This window comes from Ruegeria sp. D3 (genome assembly GCF_056534465.1).
Window position 1 is genome coordinate 41,033 of record NZ_JBQFPK010000009.1, and the last position, 17,150, is coordinate 58,182.

Below are 17,150 nucleotides of genomic sequence, written 5' to 3' on the forward strand. Positions count from 1 at the left end.
CGGGTTCGAACTACCGACCACGCTGAAGTACCTCGTAGACCTTTGCACCGCGCCACCGTCAAACATTTTGCGCGGCATCATCGAGGTCGATACCGTAGGACTTGGTCGCAGTCTATGTGAGTGTTAAGCGGACAGTTTATTGTTTGACCAGCAGTCAGCCAGCGAGGTTAGCTGATCCTCTGTTCCTCTTACAAAAAAATCCTTTGATTGGACACACCACGTTGCAAAAAGGCTTCCAGCGATCGCCTACACCGTGAGAAGACCCGCATCAGATGACGAAAAGCAACCCACGGTACTTTAGTCAAGCACTAAACCCTACCCTTGTATACGAGCTGAACAATTGTCGTGAATACATTTTGCTTCGGCTATTGTGATTGACGCCCAGTCGTGTATTTCAATAGTAGACCGCAACGTGGCATCCATTCAGAGTCCAAGCGGCAAAATATAGGCACGAGCAATGACCGACCTCAACGAGTTTCCTATCTGGATGTACTGGGAAAACCTTCCTGGTAGACGTATGCCAACATACTTGAAAATGTGTTTTGAAATAGCACGGCAAAGACTTTCCGGGCGTTTGCAGCTATTGGACCCACAGAAAATTCAATCACTGTTGGGTGACATTGAAATAGACTTTTCAAAAATTCACATGTCGGATCCAAACAGGAATCCGTTAGCTCTCAAAGTAGATTACTACCGAGCTGCTCTACTAAAAAAATATGGCGGCTTATGGCTGGATGTAGACTGTGTTGTCCGAAAAGACATCATTCCCGAACTCAAAGAAGCGCTAAGTTCCTTTGACTTTTGGGGGATGCAAAAGACTGAAACAAGCGGAATTGTTACAAACAATATCATGGCAAGTAGGCCTTCCGGGACCCTTATTTCGGAATACTTAATAGCTATGGACGACCTCCTTAAATACAAAATCGAAAAAAACGAAACTTTTAACTGGACAGAAATTGGTGCGGAGCTTTTGACGCCGATCGTCGAGAAAAATAAATCCATCTGCAAACTAGAATTTGAATCCAAAGTTCATCCGGTAAACTACACCGAACACGAAAAATTTTGGACGCGAAGGGACGATTTACTAGATTTGGATGACCGCGTTAAATCGGCAAACATAGTAATGCTGTACAACGCAATGTTCACCGACGCACAGAAATCATTTACCAGGCGACAAATATTAAACCAAAATAGCTTAATGGGAGCCCTTATGCGAGAAGGCCTCTCCTTTCAAAATGAAGTACCTGCGTCAAGCAAAAAGAATTTTGCGGAAAAAGCAAGTTATTCGAAAAAGGATGTAGCGATCATCTTTTCGACAATAGAACGGCCAGAATCCTGCCTAGAGTTCGTTAAATCAATCAGAAAAGTTTTGGGCTCAGATATAGGAATATATATAGCAGCTCAAGGAAAAAATGAAGAGCAATACTCCGAAATTGAGAAGACGTATGGAGGAAGAGTATTCTTACTAGAAGAAGATGCAGGGCTTTCAAAGTGTCGGAACTACCTGGTAGAAAACACAAAAGAAGAAATTTTATTCTTGTGTGATGATGACTTTGTCTTTGATGACCGTTTAAAACTTGATGCAGCACTCAAGGTGATGTCAGAAAAACCAGAAGTTTCAATTCTAGGCGGAATGTTCGAAAATTATGACTACAGGGAAGGAAAAGTTTCCTCAATTTGCCCGACCTGTTTTAATCACTCGATGGTAGAGAAGGAAAGTGACGTAACCTTCATACCAACAGAGTATGTAGATTTTCCAAGAGAGTTCATCGGTAACTGTGCTTATATTCAGAAAATAGACACAGTAAACAATTTCGCCTTGATGCGCAGGGAAGTCTTTAGTGATTGCGGTATCAGGTGGCACGATAGCATCAAAATTATGGGTGAGCATGAGCACTTTTATTACCAAGTGAAAAGGTGTACTCAAGAAATTGGCGTCTACTACACCAATCTTCTGTTTACACAACATCACCGAAAAACCAGCTCTCAGTTTGCGGCGCTTAGACGTCGTAATGAAGGATTAGCTATTGCGATGAATGATATTGGCGTGAGTTGCTTCCGCTTCCCCGGAAAACGAACTGATGTATTGCTGAAGGAAGAAACTTCGTTCCGGTTAGACCATAGAACTTGGGAATTGTCCTGGTGAGCCCTGAAAAATTCTTCGACATCCTTTTGGACAGTAACTATTGGGGTGACTTAATTTGGAACGATATGCTCTTTCTACCCAAGCGAAAGATCGTTTTTTTGTCATGCTCAAAAAATGCAAGTTCTAAAATTAAGTTGGAACTGTACAAAATTGAAAACGGTGTTTATCCACCTGAGCAGTTCAGCCCCCATAACAGAAGAGCCATGGGTTTCCAGAGTCCACTAGACATTGGACGGAAAAAGTTCTTTAAGCATATTTTCGATCCTGAAGTTACAAAGTTCACTGTACTTCGTGACCCGTGGTCACGCATTGTTTCATGTTACAATTCGAGAGTTTCCGATTATCTTATGGAGCAATATGACTCAATCAACTACGCTCGGAATGAGTGGATAGTTAACAGGCAAAAGATTATTGAGGCGACAAAAGGTACTCGCCATTCCGAATTGGGGGTTATCACCCAAGAAATAACTTTTGACCAATTTATTGGTTTTGTTATTTCCCAGAATGATTACGAAATGGACCGCCATTGGTACCATCAATATAAAGCTGTGTTTGTTGACCATATACCTTTCGACATAATCGGCACTGTCGAGCATTTGAACGCTTCGCTCCAGCGACTTGCGGAAAAGGTTGGAGACAACAATTATAAATTTGATGGCAAAATGCTCAACTCTTCCCGGTCAAGTTTGCACAATTTGGCAGTGTCGGAGTCTGTAAAAAATAAGTATCTTGAAAAGTTCTTCCGTGACGTTGAGCTATATAAGTCCGTTGTGCGGGAGTTCTAATGATGGGCCCTAAGACCAACACTTCCACTTTGCTGGTTATGCGTTGTGAAACGATGGCGAGCGTCGTCGAGTCCATTGCGTCTTTCGAAGTCTTGGACGAAGTTCGAACTTCATTATTGGTGATTACTGGACCCAGCCTAACTTTTGACCAAGTTTCCAACCTCCAACGCGAAAATGTTGCGTTATTAGCTTCAATAGATGGGACGAACCCCAGAAACATTACTGAGAGAATAAGCAATTTTTCAAACGCATTCGAATATGTTTGTTTTCTTCCACAGCACTTTAAGTTTTGCAGGTCGGTCGGAATACATGGTGCAATCGAGTTAATGGAGAGCCACAAACTCACACGTGTCTTTGGAATTATTAACGGCCCCTCGGGATGGAACAGTGCGGCTTTTCTTTCTGACCCAGTTAACTCGGGCGAAAGCCTGTTCTGCACACCAATCGAGATGGCCGTCGACACTTGGAAGGTCTGGGGGCCGTACTCGTACTGTGAAGTGGATTTTGGAGGTGACTTTGTAGTCTGCAGGATCGATGCGCTTCCAGATTTTCTTCCTGCCTTTATTCCGGGTTGTACGTGGGGGATACTTCTTCAGCTTTTCACTAAGAGTAAAGCCGAAGATGTGTCGGTGGTTTATTCTGGCCTTCACTGTCAAATAGCTCACGAAGTGACTTGGGAACTTGGAAAACACACGGGTTTCGGGGCTCGGGCCTATTCGGTAATGAAAGAAAGAGGCTTATTCGAGATAGTTTTTCTTGGTAGGGGGAAGCTTGTCTGCGATGATGATTTCGAAGACGCTATTTTTCAAGAGAGTGGCGTGCTTGATGTTTTTGGGAATCCATTGGGTGCGTTTCCAATTGGAAAATATTATAAAGTTCAAGCAGTTCGTGGAACGTTGGGCCCTCTGTACTCGGCGAGTGAGCATTTGCCTCCGTTTGAGAAACGGCTTCACAAACCCGGCGGTAAAAGGCATAATCTGAGTCTCGTCGAGCTGGAGTCAAAAATCGAAGATCTTCAAAGCCGATCAGTCGACAATTTTAAGCTAAATCGACTTTGGGAAGTTGCGTTGAAAAGGTCCGCGAAAGCTTTAGCTAAAAAATTCAAGAGAAAGTAATGGGCTTTTCAGTCAAATTGTGCCTCCAAATTAGAACACTTAGATCTATCGAGTAAACCTTGTCGTTGTGAATGGCGACTAGTTAGGCCTAACGGTCACAACTTAGTGCTGCTAAGATAATCTGATCACTGCTCAACCTGCGGACAAAAGCCCTAGCTTTGCTTGAACAACTTTCCAGCGTAACTCAGAACAGGTTTCCGCGTATTGTGCCCAGTGATTATTTCATACAGGTTGCAGAATGCCATGAGTTGTTTAACACGCTACAAAGGGAAAGATAACTCTGAATAGGATTCATTGTTATTCATAGTGCGCTTCAGGCCGGGACAAGAGAAGATCCACCGATCATCTCATAGGCTTGGAGGACCAAAGGACTAAAGGACCAACAAGTTGTCGTCGGGTTTGACCAAAATATTTCTACATTTAGGCTACGAGAAAACTGGAACAACAGCGACACAGAACTTGCTGACAGTTGCGAATCCACACCTAGCTGAGATGGGTGTTTTTTATCCGGTCCGCCGTAACATCGAAGACGCATTGAAAGGCAAAGGGACATCTGGGAACATCCGCGCAAAGGAACCAGTCGCACCACAATTACTCAAAGCAGTCCGAGAGAATCCAGGCTATTCAACCTACATTTTCTCTAGCGAAATCGTCTTCTGGGAGATTGCCGATCAGTTACCAGTTGTACACAACCAGATTTCGCCTGAGTACGATCTTTCAGTAGTCATTTCTGTACGAGAACCGCTTGAGATGCTGCAATCCTATTATGGGCAAGAGATCAAACGAAATGGCTATTTTGGAGAGATCGAAGGTTTTGTAGACGGTAAACAGCACCTGATCCATGCTTCCGATATTGTAGCTGTATGCTCTGATCTGGGAATTACAGTTAAGCTGTTCAACTACTCAGTGGCCAAAAGGGATATATCTAAATGTCTACTTGAGTACTTTGGAATACCGCAAGCTCTAGTGGATCATTGGGAAAAACAGATTCCCGCAATTATGAACCGTTCACTTACCTATGAAGAAAGAAATCTCATAAAGTCTGCAAACAAGGTGCTTGGCAAAGAATACGGCAGGAGATTGTCTGATGCTCTCGTGGTTGGATTTTCAGAAATAGCATCAGAGCCCCCTGAAATTCCCAAGACAATCTCGGAAAAGGTAGTTCAAAAAAATATCGACGCCGCGGCTTTCATTAACCAATACCTGTCCCCCAAAAATCAAATTTCTTTGCAAACAATAAAGCGAGCGGGGGATTTGGAACATACCAGATTTACAACTGCGCAATGGGACGCAGTTTTTGAAACTCTGGCCGAAGACATTGAACACCTAAGGCAGTCAGGGCTCGAAAATGAGAGAGTTCAGCATGAAAATGTACAACTGCAGAAAGAGGCGCGAAGCCTTAAGAAAAAAATCGAACACCTAAGGCAGTCAAGGCTCGAAATTGAGAGAGTTCAGCATGAAAATGTACAACTACAGAAAGAGGCGCGAAGCCTTAAGAAAAAAATCGAACACCTAGGGTCTAAAGTCAACGAGCTGAAGAGTGAAAAACTTAAAATATTTAGGAAGAACAATCAGCTTCAAGCAGAAAGAGATCACGCTTATAGGTATCCTTGGAAGTATTTGAGATCAGCGTTGAAACAACGTTTCCCAAGTGACAAGTGAACAGAAAACGCCACAACCGCCCTAGGGTCAGGACTCCTTGCCAGTAAATTACGAGCGCCGCGAGAGCGATTGTTGAGAGGAAGACCTTCGGGCATCGGTCGTATCTTGTTGCAACACGCAGCCAATCTTTCAGCCTGCCGAACATGATCTCGATCCGATTGCGGCGTTTGTATCGCCGCTTGTAGTATTTTACGGTCGTCTTACGTTGCTTTCGACCCGGGATGCAGGGGCGTATGCCCTTGTTTTTTAATGCTTCTCTGAACCAGTCCGCGTCATAGCCGCGGTCAACAAGCAGCCAATCGACATCCGGCAGGCTACTCAGTAACGCCCTTGCGCCGATATAGTCGCTGACTTGTCCGGCTGTGACAAACAGGTTCAGCGGACGCCCTTGGCTGTCGCAAATGGCATGCAGTTTGGTGTTCATAGCGCCCTTGGTTCGACCGATCAGGCGTCCACGCCCCCCTTTTTGACGCGCATGCTGGTCGCGGTACGGTGGGCCTTCAAATAAGTTGCGTCGAACATCACAGTCTTCTCTTCGCCGTGCTCAGCGGCCAGACCGACCATCATCTGTGCAAAAACACCCCTATCGCTCCACCGTTTCCAACGATTGTACAGCGTCTTGTGCGGGCCATAGGCAGCAGGCGCGTCACCGTAACCCATTGCGATTGATGACGATAATCCCGCTCAATACTCGCCGGTCATCTACGCGTGGCTTGCCGTGGGGCTTTGGGAAGAAGGGCTTCAAACGCGCCATCTGCGCGTCCGTAAGCCAGAAAAGATAAGACATGTTCACCGATCGTTTTTGAACCGTGAATCACGCTGTAAGACGGAAATCAACGGGTCCTGACCCTAGTCAGCACCCAGTTAGTTGGTTTGGTATTACAACTGGATCCGACGCGTGCTACGAACCGATCAACGTGTCGGCTGCATTCATAACCTTATAAACACTACACGGGGAGGCGATAAAACCGCCTATAAGCTGCTAACGAACAAGGTTCTCTTCAAGACCGATCATGCCACGCCTGAAGGGTTTTTGCATTCCTCGTGAGATCATTGCTTACGCGGTCTGGTCTTACCATCGCTTTGCGTTGAGTACTGCTGACGTTGAGGATCTGTTAGCTGCGCGTGGCGTGATCGTTAGCCGGGAAACAGTTCGTCTTTGGGTCAATCGCTTTGGTCGTCACTTTGCAGATTGCATCAGGCGGGATCGCCCACGGCCGAACGACAAGTGGCACATGGACGAAGTTGTGATCCTGATCCGTGGCAAGAAACACTGGCTGTGGCGTGCGATTGACGCCAATGGAAACGTTCTCGACATTCTCGTGCAAACGCGCCGAAATGCTAAAGCTGCAAAGCGCTTTTTCAACGGGCTGGTTGCCAAGTTTGGCGAACCCAGGGTCGTCATCACCGACAAATTGCGCAGCTATATCAAGCCGTTCAAAATACTGGCACCGAACACCGACCATCGTGCCCACAAAGATCTGAATAACGCGATCGAAGTCTCGCACCGACCAACCCGCAAACGAGAAAAGATAATGGGCCGTTTCAAGTCTCACCTAAAGGCTCAGAGATTTCTGTTTGCGAATGACCAAATCAACCTGGTCTTCCGCCCCCACCAATATCAACTCACCGCAAACTCATACCGCCACGCTCGTCCCGACGCATTCAGCCTCTGGGACGATTACGCTGTGGAAATGACCGCTTGATCCTGTCTTCGCCAATACCTCACATGCTCGGGTCAACAACTTGGCAATACTCAGAGCACTAGTAAGTCTGGCGACCCCGGCAGGATTCGAACCTGCAACCTGCCCCTTAGGAGGGGGCTGCTCTATCCAGTTGAGCCACGGGGCCGCGCAAGGCTCTCTGTACCCCGGATTTTTCAGGTTGTCATGACCTTTGATGGGCAGTTGTAAAATGCGTCCTGTTCACGCTACCATCCCTTAAAACAACGACGCAGGTGCCATCGTGACAACAGAAACCAAACGCCCGCTCACTCTTCGGGATGTCTCTGAGGCCTCGGGGGTGTCCGAGATGACGGTCAGCCGCGTCCTGCGCAACCGGGGTGACGTGTCGGACGCCACCCGCACCCGCGTTTTGGCTGCCGCAAAAGAACTGGGATATGTGCCCAACAAGATCGCTGGCGCGCTGGCCTCAAGCCGGGTGAATCTGGTCGCGGTGATCATCCCTTCACTTTCGAACATGGTTTTCCCCGAGGTGCTGACCGGCATCAACCAAGTATTGGAAGATACCGAATTGCAGCCCGTGGTCGGCGTTACCGACTACCTTCCCGAGAAAGAGGAAAAGGTACTGTACGAGATGCTCTCGTGGCGGCCATCAGGTGTGATCATCGCGGGGCTGGAGCATACCGAGGCCGCGCGCGCCATGCTGGACTCCTCGGGGATTCCAGTGGTCGAGATCATGGATACTGATGGCAAACCCGTGGATGCAATGGTTGGCATTTCGCACCGCCGCGCCGGACGCGAGATGGCGCAGGCAATCCTGAAGGCGGGGTACGAGCATATCGGGTTTATGGGCACCAAAATGCCGCTGGATCACCGCGCCCGCAAACGGTTCGAAGGCTTCACCGAAGTGCTGGGCAAACACGGGGTCGAAATTGAAGACCGCGAGTTCTATTCCGGCGGGTCAGCCCTGGCCAAGGGGCGTGAGATGACGCAGGCCATGCTGGAACGCTCTCCGGATCTGGATTTTCTGTATTATTCCAATGATATGATTGGTGCCGGAGGGCTGCTGTACCTGTTGGAGCAAGGTATTGACGTGCCCGGACAGATTGGTCTTGCCGGGTTCAACAACGTTGAACTGTTGCAGGGCCTGCCGCGCAAGCTGGCCACGATGGATGCCTGTCGCCTTGAGATCGGACGCAAAGCCGCCGAGATCATAGCCGCCCAACTGGCCGATCCCGAGGCTGAATTAGAGTCTCGCGTTACCCTGACGCCGAAAATCAGCTATGGTGACACGCTGAAACGGCGCTGACGCCGTGGCTATTCAAAAGCTGGACAATCGCACAGCCCGATTGCTGTTCATGGACCGTCATGCATTGGCAGAACAGCCTTCAGGGGGTGCCAAAGGGGCGGAGCTGCTGGATCTGATCCATCGGCTGGGTTTTGTTCAACTGGACAGCATCAATACGGTCGCGCGAGCCCATGACATGATCCTGTTCTCGCGCAGGCCCAGCTATCGCGCGCAAAACCTAAAGCGCCTTTATGAACGCGACCGCGCGCTGTTCGAACACTGGACCCATGATGCCGCCGTTATTCCGATGGAATTCTACCGACACTGGCATCTGCGCTTTCAACGCGATGCTGAACTGCTGAAATCCCGGTGGAAGAATTGGCGACGCGATGGCTTCGAACAGCAGTTCCAGACCGTTCTGAACCATATTCGTGATCATGGCCCTGTATCGTCGTCCGATGTCGGGAAGGACGAAAAGAAGGGCTCGGGTGGGTGGTGGGACTGGCACCCTTCAAAAACCGCGCTTGAATTTCTCTGGCGATCTGGCGCGTTGACAGTTGTCGGACGGCGCGGGTTCCAAAAACGATACGACCTGACGGAACGGGTGATCGACACGCATCTTTGCCCCGGCGGTGCAGATATTGATGCGCCGGAAACAGTGAATTGGCTTTGTAACGCAGCCCTGGACAGGTTGGGGTTCGCCACGTCCGGTGAGCTGGCAGCATTCTGGGACACAGTCAGCGCAACAGAGGCGCGAGAATGGGTAAAGCAGGCTCTAAGACGGGGGGAAATTGAGGAAGTCGAAATCACATGTGCGGATGGGCAGACCCGCAAATTGGTTTCAAAACCGGTCTTGGCCGACACCAAGCCCCAGGCTGCCCCGCCGGGTCGCATTCGCGTGCTCAGCCCCTTTGACCCCATGCTGCGTGATCGAAACCGGGCCGAGCGATTGTTCGGATTTCACTATCGTATCGAAGTCTTCGTCCCCGAAGCGAAGCGTACCTATGGGTACTACGTCTTCCCGCTGCTTGAAGGCGACCGGCTTATTGGCCGGGTCGACATGAAGGCTCATCGCGATCGGGGCGTTCTGCAAGTCAGTGCGTTGTGGCCAGAACGCTCGGTCAAATGGTCCGCGGCACGGACAAGTCGTTTGACCTCGGAGTTGGACCGGGTCCGCAGGTTTGCAGGGCTGGATCGCGTGGAGTTTTCTAAGCACTGGCTGAAAGAGCCTAAATAGAGGCTATTCAGGATCTGACAGCGTTAGAGAGATTGGCTGCAGCCCATCTATTCCACCCTCAAGAACGTCTCCGGGTGCAAGCGCCCCCACTCCGGCCGGTGTACCGGTCAGGATTATGTCTCCGGGTCGCAGATGGTAATATCCGGAAAGGTGACTGATGATCTCATCAATCTTCCAGATCAGTTCGTGCAAGGTCGCATCTTGCCGAACGTCGCCGTTCACGCTGAGAAAAATGCGTTTGTCATCCTCGGGCATCCAGTCCGAGGCGCGCGTCAGCGGGGCAAGAACGGTGCCATTTTCAAGGTCTTTGCCCAGATCCCAAGGGCGTTGCTTGTTACGCTCGCGGATCTGCAAATCCCGACGGGTCATGTCCAGAGCACAGCCATAGGCGTAGACTGCATCTGCGGCCTCGGCAGGTTTGGCCTTGAAAACGGGATTTCCGAGCGCGACTGCCAATTCCATCTCATGATGAAAATTCTCGGTTCCGGACGGAAACGGCACGGTCGCACCGGACAGAACGGCGTTGGCTGCCGATTTGGTGAAATAGAACGGCGCTTCGCGGTCAACCTCGTGGCCCATTTCCGCGGCATGGGCTGCATAATTGCGTCCGACACAGAAAATGCGACCGACGGGGTAAAAGGACGACTCCCCGTGGATCGGTACCTCGATCGGGTCTGGCAAGGAAAACAACGTATCAGACATCTTTGGCCCCTTCTTGCAACGCACTGGGCGCATCCTAAGGATACACCCGGTCTGAACAAGCCAAAGCGACGTCCTGACCCGGGTTACTTTGTAGCCCTACATCTTGGAATGACAGATCGAAGCACTAAATCAAAGGTTGCAGACAACAAACAGACGTTGAATTGCACCCAGACCATTCTTGCCCGCCCAAAGCCCCAAGATAGGGCAGATTGCACAAAAGACCGGGTGCACCTGTTTCAGAGAACCGCGGTCGTGGCCCGCCCCCCCAAGGGTCGCAACTTTCGCAATGTCGCCTCATTTCAGGTTGGCTGGTCCTCTGAAGCGTCGGTCGGACACAAAACACAAGTCTAAGTCCGACTCTCCCGCCAGGGGACACCAATCACCGCCTCTGGCGGGGCGCAGAGTTACCTCTCAGGTTTTGAGATCATAAAGATCGTTCAGAAGGTCCAGCAGCGTCTCATGCCTTTTGGGGCCCAATTGCGACTTTATCTCATCCGCCAGCCGGACTGTGACGTCGATATTGTCGCGGATGATCTGCTCACCCGTTGGCATGATCTCGACAATCTGTCGGCGCTTGTCGATTGGATGGGCACTGCGCCGGATCAGTCCCTTAACCTCGAGCTTTTGCAAAATCCGTGTCAGGCTGGGCAACAACAGACACGCCCGGTCAGCAATCACCGTGGGTTCTTGTGGACCTTCCTCGTTCAGAACACGCAACACGCGCCATTGCTGCTCGGTTACGCCGGCGTCTGCCAACATCTTCCGAATAGGGCCCATGACCCGTTCGCGGGCCCGAAGCAACGCAATCGGCAACGAGCGGGATGTCGATGGCAGGTCTTTGGTCATACGGAATCTTGACCGAAATCCAATAAGACTGCAACAGCGCGGAAAACCCTTTATTCAGAGCCTTGTTGCCCAGATTTGCCCGCAGCACCTTCGAACCCAATGCCAAATCTGATTGACCTTTTCCCCCGAATGGCCATCACTGTCAGGCGTTTCCACCACCGCCTTGGAGGCTCCGTGATGCCAGCCCCTGTAAACACATTCAAAGAAGCTCTGGCCAATGGGGATCGCTTGATCGGTTGTTGGACCAGCTTCGCCGAAAGCGTCACCGCCGAAATCATGGGAACCGCTGGCTTCGACTGGCTGGTAATCGACGGAGAGCATGCGCCCAACGATATCCGCTCGGTTCGTGACCAGCTAATGGCCTTGTCGGCCAGTGCCACACATCCGGTTGTTCGGGTGCCCGTCGGAGACACCGCGCTGATCAAAATGGTATTGGACGCCGGTGCCCAAACAATTTTGGTTCCCATGGTCAACAGCGCCGATCAAGCGCGCGAGTTGGTGCGCGCGTGTCGCTATCCACCAGAAGGGGTCCGCGGCGTCGGTGCCGGCGCCGCGCGGGCGACCGGGTATGGATCTTTCTCCGATTACATCCAGACAGCAGATGCGCAAGTCTGCCTATTGGTTCAGGTCGAAAACCGTGCCGGCATCGCCGCGCTTGATGATATTTTGAAAGTCGATGGCGTCGATGGCGTTTTTATCGGTCCAGCGGACTTGTCGACGGATATGGGATACCAGGGCAACAGCGCGGCGCCGGAGGTTCGCGAAACGATTGCCGACGCAATCAGCCGAATCAAAAAAGCCGGCAAGGCTCCCGGAATTCTGGGCACTCATGAAGAGGCGACACAAAGCTACCTTGAGATGGGCGCACAATTTCTGGCTGTTGGAATCGACGTCATGATCCTGACGCAGGCGGCGCGCGCATTGGCGACGAAGTGGAAGACCCGGTAACGATCAGCTCTGCATCGCCGCAGCGGCCTGCGCATAGCCACCTGACGCGCCATCAACGAAATGCACGTGGTCATCGCGGGTAGCTGAAGGCACAAAACAGGTCATCATCGCCTCGTCCTGTGCGTGCAAGCCGTAACGCACCTTGCCGCGCCCGCGCGCTTGTTCCAGCATCATCTGAATTTGCGCCAACGTCGCAGGATCGCAATCCAGCGTCATTTTAAGCCCGTCGTCGAACTTTCGATAATCCGCATTCCGGCTGACCATGCGTTTATAGTGATCCGGCTCAAAGTTACCCAGCCGTTTGCCGGACCGAAACAGCAATGCGATAAGCAAATTCTGTACCAACAGTTTGAGCGTTTGACCAACAAGGCTGCCGCCAGCGCGCGAGACATGGGCATCAATGCTCAGACCAGGTGGTGGCCATCCGATCGGTGGGCCGTTTTCCGGTACCGGGTGACCCGCGCGCTCCAACCCTTCGGCTGCAGACAGAACCGATTGGGCGAGGTCGGCAAAATCCGCCTCGGTGGCGTGCGGCGTGGGTTCCACGACCAGCGAAACGATCTGCCCATGCTGCGCCCTAACGTTGGACCACCGACAGGACAGACCGGTTAGATCAGGGCGCGCACCGGGGTCGGCCTCGGGCACCATAAAGTGACCGGCCTTCATCTGCGTTTCCGCCCAAGCAAGCCCCCCGCCCGAGAACATTGCATAGTCGACCCCGTCCGATGGTGCGAAACGGGCGACGCGCAGGTCTTTGCCCGCCTTGCGGATTTCGGCCACCGTCACCAATGCTGCGCGCAGCGGAATGGAAAACTCTTCCTGCGCCCAGCGCCTCATGGCGGCCAGAACCTCGCGGGCCGCTTCAGCTGCACTGGCGGGCACGGCAAAGCCTGCGCCGTCACCACCGAACACATACGGAAACTCGCGCCCGCTCATGGCGTTGATCATCGCTGAAATAACCGCTGCCCCGACGGTATTGACCGTTTTGTAGCGTCCCTGCGCGATCTGCCCGGTCGAGTCGACAATGTCCGCAACACCAACAACCCAGTCACTGGGAATGGCCGAAAACCGCTGAGGGTCGGCCAAACGGGTAAAGTCCCGCAGCAAGGGCAGGCTGTCGTAAAACGCGACCTGAGCGTCCTTCATAATAACCTCTTGTCGAAATTATCCCTGAACATAGACCGATTGTGGCACCTGTCCCGCGAAATCGTCATTACACACATGCTTGTGTGCGGAGTCCTGCCGTGCCAAGCATAGCCGGTTAGCCGCGGGGGAGAGTGTCATTTCATGAAAGCAGGTTTGGTCGTGTTGTGCCTGGGCTATGTGCTCAGCCAGTTTTTTCGCGCGTTTTTAGCCGTACTCAGCGTCGATCTAGGCCGGGATATCGGCGCCACGCCAGAGGACCTCGCCTTTGCATCGGGTCTTTGGTTTTTGGTCTTTGCCGCCATGCAACTGCCGGTGGGCTGGGCGCTGGATCGGGTCGGGCCGCGGCTGACCTCGACTGTTTTGTTGCTGGTCGGTGGCGCAGGCGGCGCACTGATCTTTGCCGTGGCCAGCACGCCTTTTCATGTCGCCCTGGCCATGGGGCTGATCGGAGTGGGATGCTCGCCGATCCTGATGGCGTCTTACTTTATCTTCGCCCGCGAATACCCCCCGGCCCGTTTCGCCACGCTGGCCGCCCTGATGCTGGGTGTTGGGTCGGTCGGAAATTTGGTCGCCTCCTACCCCACTGCGCTGGCCGTTGAGCTGATGGGTTGGCGCGCCACAATGGTCACTTTGGCCCTGTTTTCGGGCGTGATCGCCATCGGCATCCTGTTCACAGTTCATGATCCCAAACGCGTTGAAACCGACCACAAAGGATCGGTTCTGGATCTGCTGAAGCAACCCGCACTCTGGGCCATCCTGCCGCTGATGTTGGTGGCCTATGCGCCATCGGCTGCAACCCGCGGCCTTTGGGCCGGACCTTATCTAAGCGATATCTTCGCACTCAGCACAACACAGATCGGAACCGCCACTCTGATCATGGGCGCGTCGATGATTGCGGGCACCTTCGCCTATGGCCCGCTTGACCGGATATTGGGAACGCGGAAATGGGTGATCTTTGGCGGTAACGCGCTGGGCGTGGTCGCCCTGACCCTGTTGTGCCTGTGGATCGACAATGCGGTCTGGTTGTCGGTAGTTCTAATCTCGGTCATCGGGTTCACCGGGGCCAGCTTTCCTGTCATCATGGCCCATGGCCGCGCCTTTGTTCCTCCACACCTAGTGGGCCGAGGCGTGACCCTGTTGAACCTGTTCGGGATCGGAGGCGTCGGCCTTGCCCAATTCGTCACCGGCCGCGTCCACGCGGCCACGGTAGACATCAGCCCCTCTGCACCCTACACAGCGATATTTGGCTTTTTTGCCATCTCGCTTGCCATTGGCTGCGTGATCTATCTATTCAGCCGGGACAGCGTCGACTGACGCTAACCCGTCAGGAGAGCCCATGTCTGACCCGCGCGTCATTGCCCCCAATCTCAAACGCAGGCTTTCGGGCGTGACGGCAACGATTGCGCGGCTGGTGCCGTTGCAGGTGCAATGGATCGACATTGCAGCCACCGGTCCGGGCCTACCGGATGACATCCCGCATATCCCGCTTGGCCGCCTGCCCTTTCTGTCGCGCAAAACCCTGCGCGTCTGGCACGCCCGCCGTAATACCGAGATGCTGTTGGGTCTGTTCCTGCGCAACATCCTGCGGCTGCGACTGAAACTGCTGTTCACCAGCGCGTCGCAGCGGGCGCATACGGGCTATACCAAATGGCTGATCGACAAGATGGACGCCGTGGTCGCCACCTCGCGCAAAACCGCAGGGTATCTGGATCGGGATGCACAGGTGATCATGCATGGCATCAACCTGCAGGATTTTACCCCGCCCGAGGATAAAGCAGCCGTTCGTGCCCGGTTGGGCCTGCCTGATGGGTTGCTGCTGGGCTGCTATGGCCGTATCCGCCACCAGAAGGGTACTGACGCCTTTGTAGATGCAATGATCGATCTGTGTGGCCGCTTTGACGATGTGCATGGCATTGTCATGGGCCGCGCTACGGAACAACACACCACCTTTCTGTCCGAATTGAAAGACAAGGTCGCGGTGGCGGGCCTGTCCGACCGCATCCTCTTCATGCCCGAGGTTACAGTCGACCAGATCGCCGAATGGTATCAGGTTCTGGACCTTTTCATCGCGCCCCAGCGGTGGGAAGGCTTCGGCCTGACCCCGTTGGAGGCGATGGCCTGCGGCGTACCCGTCGTGGCCACCGATGTCGGTGCGTTCTCTGAGATCGTTACTGACCCGTCATTGGGCCATGTGGTGGAGCCAGGCAATATCCCGGCTTTGGCCGATGCCGCAGCCCGGATGCTGGAAAACCGCGATTCCCTAGCGCAATCCGGCCGCGCCGCCCGTACCCATGTCGAGCAGAATTTCGACATCAACGGCGAAGCAAAGACCCTTGTCGCCCTCTACGAACGGCTTTTGACCGACACCTGAGGCGATGCGCCGCGTCAAATCGGTGTCATCGGGCGGAATCTGACCCGAAAACCCTTTTTTCTTTGCCGCAACGCAGCTATGAACGCGCGTCCTTAACTTTGGAGACATGAAATGGGCTATCGCGTCGTTGTCGCCGGCGCCACGGGTAACGTGGGCCGCGAAATGCTGAACATTCTGGCGGAACGCCAGTTCCCCGTCGATGAACTTGCCGTGCTGGCAAGCCGTCGTTCGCTGGGTACCGAAGTAAGCTTTGGCGACAAGACACTGACCACCCAGGACATCGACACCTTTGATTTCACCGGCTGGGACATGGCGTTGTTTGCCATCGGCTCGGACGCAACCAAGGTTTACGCGCCCAAGGCGGCTGCGGCTGGTTGTGTGGTGATCGACAACTCGTCGCTCTATCGCTACGACCCCGACATTCCGCTGATCGTGCCGGAATGTAACCCGCAGGCGATCCACGACTATAAAAACAAGAACATCATCGCCAACCCCAACTGCTCGACCGCGCAGATGGTTGTCGCTCTGAAGCCGCTGCATGACCGCGCCAAGATCAAGCGCGTTGTCGTCTCGACCTATCAGTCGGTCTCGGGCGCGGGCAAAGAGGGCATGGATGAGCTGTGGGATCAGACCAAAGCGGTCTACAACCCCACAACAGAAGTGGAGCCCAAGAAGTTCCAGAAGCAGATCGCCTTCAACGTCATCCCGCAGATCGACGTCTTCATGGAAGACGGCTCGACCAAGGAAGAATGGAAGATGGTGGTCGAGACCAAGAAGATCGTCGATCCGTCGATCAAGGTCACAGCCACCTGCGTCCGCGTTCCCGTATTCGTCGGCCATTCCGAGGCCGTGAATATCGAATTCGAGGAATTCCTGGACGAGGATGAGGCCCGCGATATCCTGCGTGAAGCACCGGGCATCATGGTGATCGACAAGCGCGAGGCCGGTGGCTACGTCTCGCCTATCGAATGCGCGGGCGATTTCGCGACCTTCATCAGCCGCATCCGTCAGGACTCGACCGTGGAAAACGGCATCAACCTGTGGTGCGTGTCCGACAACCTGCGCAAGGGCGCCGCCCTGAACGCGGTGCAGATCGCCGAACTGTTGGGCCGTGAGGTTCTGAAAAAGGGCTGAAATCGCTTACCTGAACCAATATGAAGGGCCGCCTTTTGGGCGGCTCTTTTTATTTTGACTTGATGTATTGCGGTTCAATTGCAACCAA

General features: G+C 52.9%; 14 protein-coding genes, 1 tRNA gene and 1 pseudogene. 11 read left to right on the forward strand and 5 right to left on the reverse strand.

From position 1 onward, the window contains the following. Window positions 1-457 precede the first annotated feature (457 nt). From ACR0DX_RS14060 to ACR0DX_RS14075, 4 genes are all read left to right on the forward strand, one after another. Window positions 458-2,146, forward strand: a complete 1,689-nt coding sequence (locus ACR0DX_RS14060) for a glycosyltransferase (RefSeq protein WP_170355696.1) — start codon at window positions 458-460, stop codon at window positions 2,144-2,146. Then, window positions 2,143-2,931 (forward strand): sulfotransferase family 2 domain-containing protein, encoded by a 789-nt coding sequence (locus ACR0DX_RS14065; protein WP_170355695.1) that lies wholly within the window; start codon window positions 2,143-2,145, stop codon window positions 2,929-2,931. Before ACR0DX_RS14060 ends, ACR0DX_RS14065 begins: the two co-directional genes overlap by 4 nt. Before the next feature lie 2 nt (window positions 2,932-2,933). After that, window positions 2,934-4,046: a hypothetical protein gene (locus ACR0DX_RS14070; protein WP_480846482.1), complete on the forward strand. Its 1,113-nt coding sequence runs from the start codon at window positions 2,934-2,936 to the stop codon at window positions 4,044-4,046. A gap of 492 nt (window positions 4,047-4,538) precedes the next feature. Continuing rightward, on the forward strand, window positions 4,539-5,708 hold the full coding sequence (locus ACR0DX_RS14075; RefSeq protein ID WP_170355693.1) for a DUF460 domain-containing protein: 1,170 nt from the start codon (window positions 4,539-4,541) through the stop codon (window positions 5,706-5,708). Window positions 5,709-5,748: 40 nt separating this feature from the next. Here the strand turns inward: ACR0DX_RS14075 and ACR0DX_RS14080 are convergent. Further along, window positions 5,749-6,495 (reverse strand): annotated as a pseudogene (locus ACR0DX_RS14080) (IS5 family transposase); the annotation flags it as partial. A gap of 226 nt (window positions 6,496-6,721) precedes the next feature. Between ACR0DX_RS14080 and ACR0DX_RS14085 the strand changes: the two are divergent. Then, window positions 6,722-7,414, forward strand: coding sequence for an IS6 family transposase (locus ACR0DX_RS14085; protein ID WP_170355692.1), 693 nt, complete (start codon window positions 6,722-6,724; stop codon window positions 7,412-7,414). A gap of 68 nt (window positions 7,415-7,482) precedes the next feature. Here ACR0DX_RS14085 and ACR0DX_RS14090 read toward each other — a convergent pair. Then, window positions 7,483-7,559: transfer RNA gene (locus ACR0DX_RS14090), tRNA-Arg, on the reverse strand. Between the two features lie 114 nt (window positions 7,560-7,673). Here ACR0DX_RS14090 and ACR0DX_RS14095 point away from each other — a divergent pair. Then, window positions 7,674-8,699 carry a LacI family DNA-binding transcriptional regulator gene (locus ACR0DX_RS14095; RefSeq protein WP_170755452.1) on the forward strand — a complete coding sequence of 342 codons (1,026 nt, stop codon included), beginning with the start codon at window positions 7,674-7,676 and terminating at the stop codon, window positions 8,697-8,699. Window positions 8,700-8,703: 4 nt separating this feature from the next. Continuing rightward, on the forward strand, window positions 8,704-9,915 hold the full coding sequence (locus ACR0DX_RS14100; RefSeq protein ID WP_170355690.1) for a DNA glycosylase AlkZ-like family protein: 1,212 nt from the start codon (window positions 8,704-8,706) through the stop codon (window positions 9,913-9,915). A 3-nt stretch (window positions 9,916-9,918) separates the two neighbouring features. Here the strand turns inward: ACR0DX_RS14100 and ACR0DX_RS14105 are convergent, their stop codons facing one another. Both ACR0DX_RS14105 and hpaR read right to left on the reverse strand, forming a co-directional pair. After that, window positions 9,919-10,617, reverse strand: coding sequence for a fumarylacetoacetate hydrolase family protein (locus ACR0DX_RS14105; protein ID WP_170355689.1), 699 nt, complete (start codon window positions 10,615-10,617; stop codon window positions 9,919-9,921). A gap of 411 nt (window positions 10,618-11,028) precedes the next feature. Further along, window positions 11,029-11,463, reverse strand: a complete 435-nt coding sequence (gene hpaR / locus ACR0DX_RS14110) for a homoprotocatechuate degradation operon regulator HpaR (RefSeq protein WP_170355688.1) — start codon at window positions 11,461-11,463, stop codon at window positions 11,029-11,031. Between the two features lie 177 nt (window positions 11,464-11,640). On the opposite strand from hpaR, the gene ACR0DX_RS14115 reads away from it, so the two are divergent. After that, window positions 11,641-12,411, forward strand: coding sequence for an HpcH/HpaI aldolase family protein (locus tag ACR0DX_RS14115; protein ID WP_170355687.1), 771 nt, complete (start codon window positions 11,641-11,643; stop codon window positions 12,409-12,411). Window positions 12,412-12,414: 3 nt separating this feature from the next. On the opposite strand, the gene ACR0DX_RS14120 is transcribed toward ACR0DX_RS14115, so the two are convergent. Next, on the reverse strand, window positions 12,415-13,557 hold the full coding sequence (locus tag ACR0DX_RS14120) for a DUF3095 domain-containing protein (RefSeq protein ID WP_170355686.1): 1,143 nt from the start codon (window positions 13,555-13,557) through the stop codon (window positions 12,415-12,417). Between the two features lie 141 nt (window positions 13,558-13,698). On the opposite strand from ACR0DX_RS14120, the gene ACR0DX_RS14125 reads away from it, so the two are divergent. The 3 genes from ACR0DX_RS14125 to ACR0DX_RS14135 all read left to right on the forward strand — a co-directional run bounded on the left by ACR0DX_RS14125 (window position 13,699) and on the right by ACR0DX_RS14135 (window position 17,062). After that, window positions 13,699-14,871: an MFS transporter gene (locus tag ACR0DX_RS14125; RefSeq protein ID WP_170724650.1), complete on the forward strand. Its 1,173-nt coding sequence runs from the start codon at window positions 13,699-13,701 to the stop codon at window positions 14,869-14,871. Between the two features lie 22 nt (window positions 14,872-14,893). Continuing rightward, window positions 14,894-15,928, forward strand: coding sequence for a glycosyltransferase family 4 protein (locus ACR0DX_RS14130; protein ID WP_170355684.1), 1,035 nt, complete (start codon window positions 14,894-14,896; stop codon window positions 15,926-15,928). Window positions 15,929-16,039: 111 nt separating this feature from the next. Then, window positions 16,040-17,062, forward strand: a complete 1,023-nt coding sequence (locus ACR0DX_RS14135) for an aspartate-semialdehyde dehydrogenase (protein WP_170355683.1) — start codon at window positions 16,040-16,042, stop codon at window positions 17,060-17,062. The last annotated feature ends 88 nt before the right edge of the window (window positions 17,063-17,150 follow it).

Bases quoted from the DNA above. Each gene is read 5' to 3' on its own strand.
- ACR0DX_RS14060 (WP_170355696.1), top strand. From the start codon at position 458: ATGACCGACCTCAACGAGTTTCCTATCTGGATGTACTGGGAAAACCTT.
- ACR0DX_RS14070 (WP_480846482.1), top strand. From the start codon at position 2,934: ATGGGCCCTAAGACCAACACTTCCACTTTGCTGGTTATGCGTTGTGAA.
- ACR0DX_RS14075 (WP_170355693.1), top strand. From the start codon at position 4,539: ATGGGTGTTTTTTATCCGGTCCGCCGTAACATCGAAGACGCATTGAAA.
- ACR0DX_RS14085 (WP_170355692.1), top strand. From the start codon at position 6,722: ATGCCACGCCTGAAGGGTTTTTGCATTCCTCGTGAGATCATTGCTTAC.
- ACR0DX_RS14105 (WP_170355689.1), bottom strand. From the start codon at position 10,617: ATGTCTGATACGTTGTTTTCCTTGCCAGACCCGATCGAGGTACCGATC.
- hpaR (WP_170355688.1), bottom strand. From the start codon at position 11,463: ATGACCAAAGACCTGCCATCGACATCCCGCTCGTTGCCGATTGCGTTG.
- ACR0DX_RS14115 (WP_170355687.1), top strand. From the start codon at position 11,641: ATGCCAGCCCCTGTAAACACATTCAAAGAAGCTCTGGCCAATGGGGAT.
- ACR0DX_RS14120 (WP_170355686.1), bottom strand. From the start codon at position 13,557: ATGAAGGACGCTCAGGTCGCGTTTTACGACAGCCTGCCCTTGCTGCGG.
- ACR0DX_RS14125 (WP_170724650.1), top strand. From the start codon at position 13,699: ATGAAAGCAGGTTTGGTCGTGTTGTGCCTGGGCTATGTGCTCAGCCAG.
- ACR0DX_RS14130 (WP_170355684.1), top strand. From the start codon at position 14,894: ATGTCTGACCCGCGCGTCATTGCCCCCAATCTCAAACGCAGGCTTTCG.
- ACR0DX_RS14135 (WP_170355683.1), top strand. From the start codon at position 16,040: ATGGGCTATCGCGTCGTTGTCGCCGGCGCCACGGGTAACGTGGGCCGC.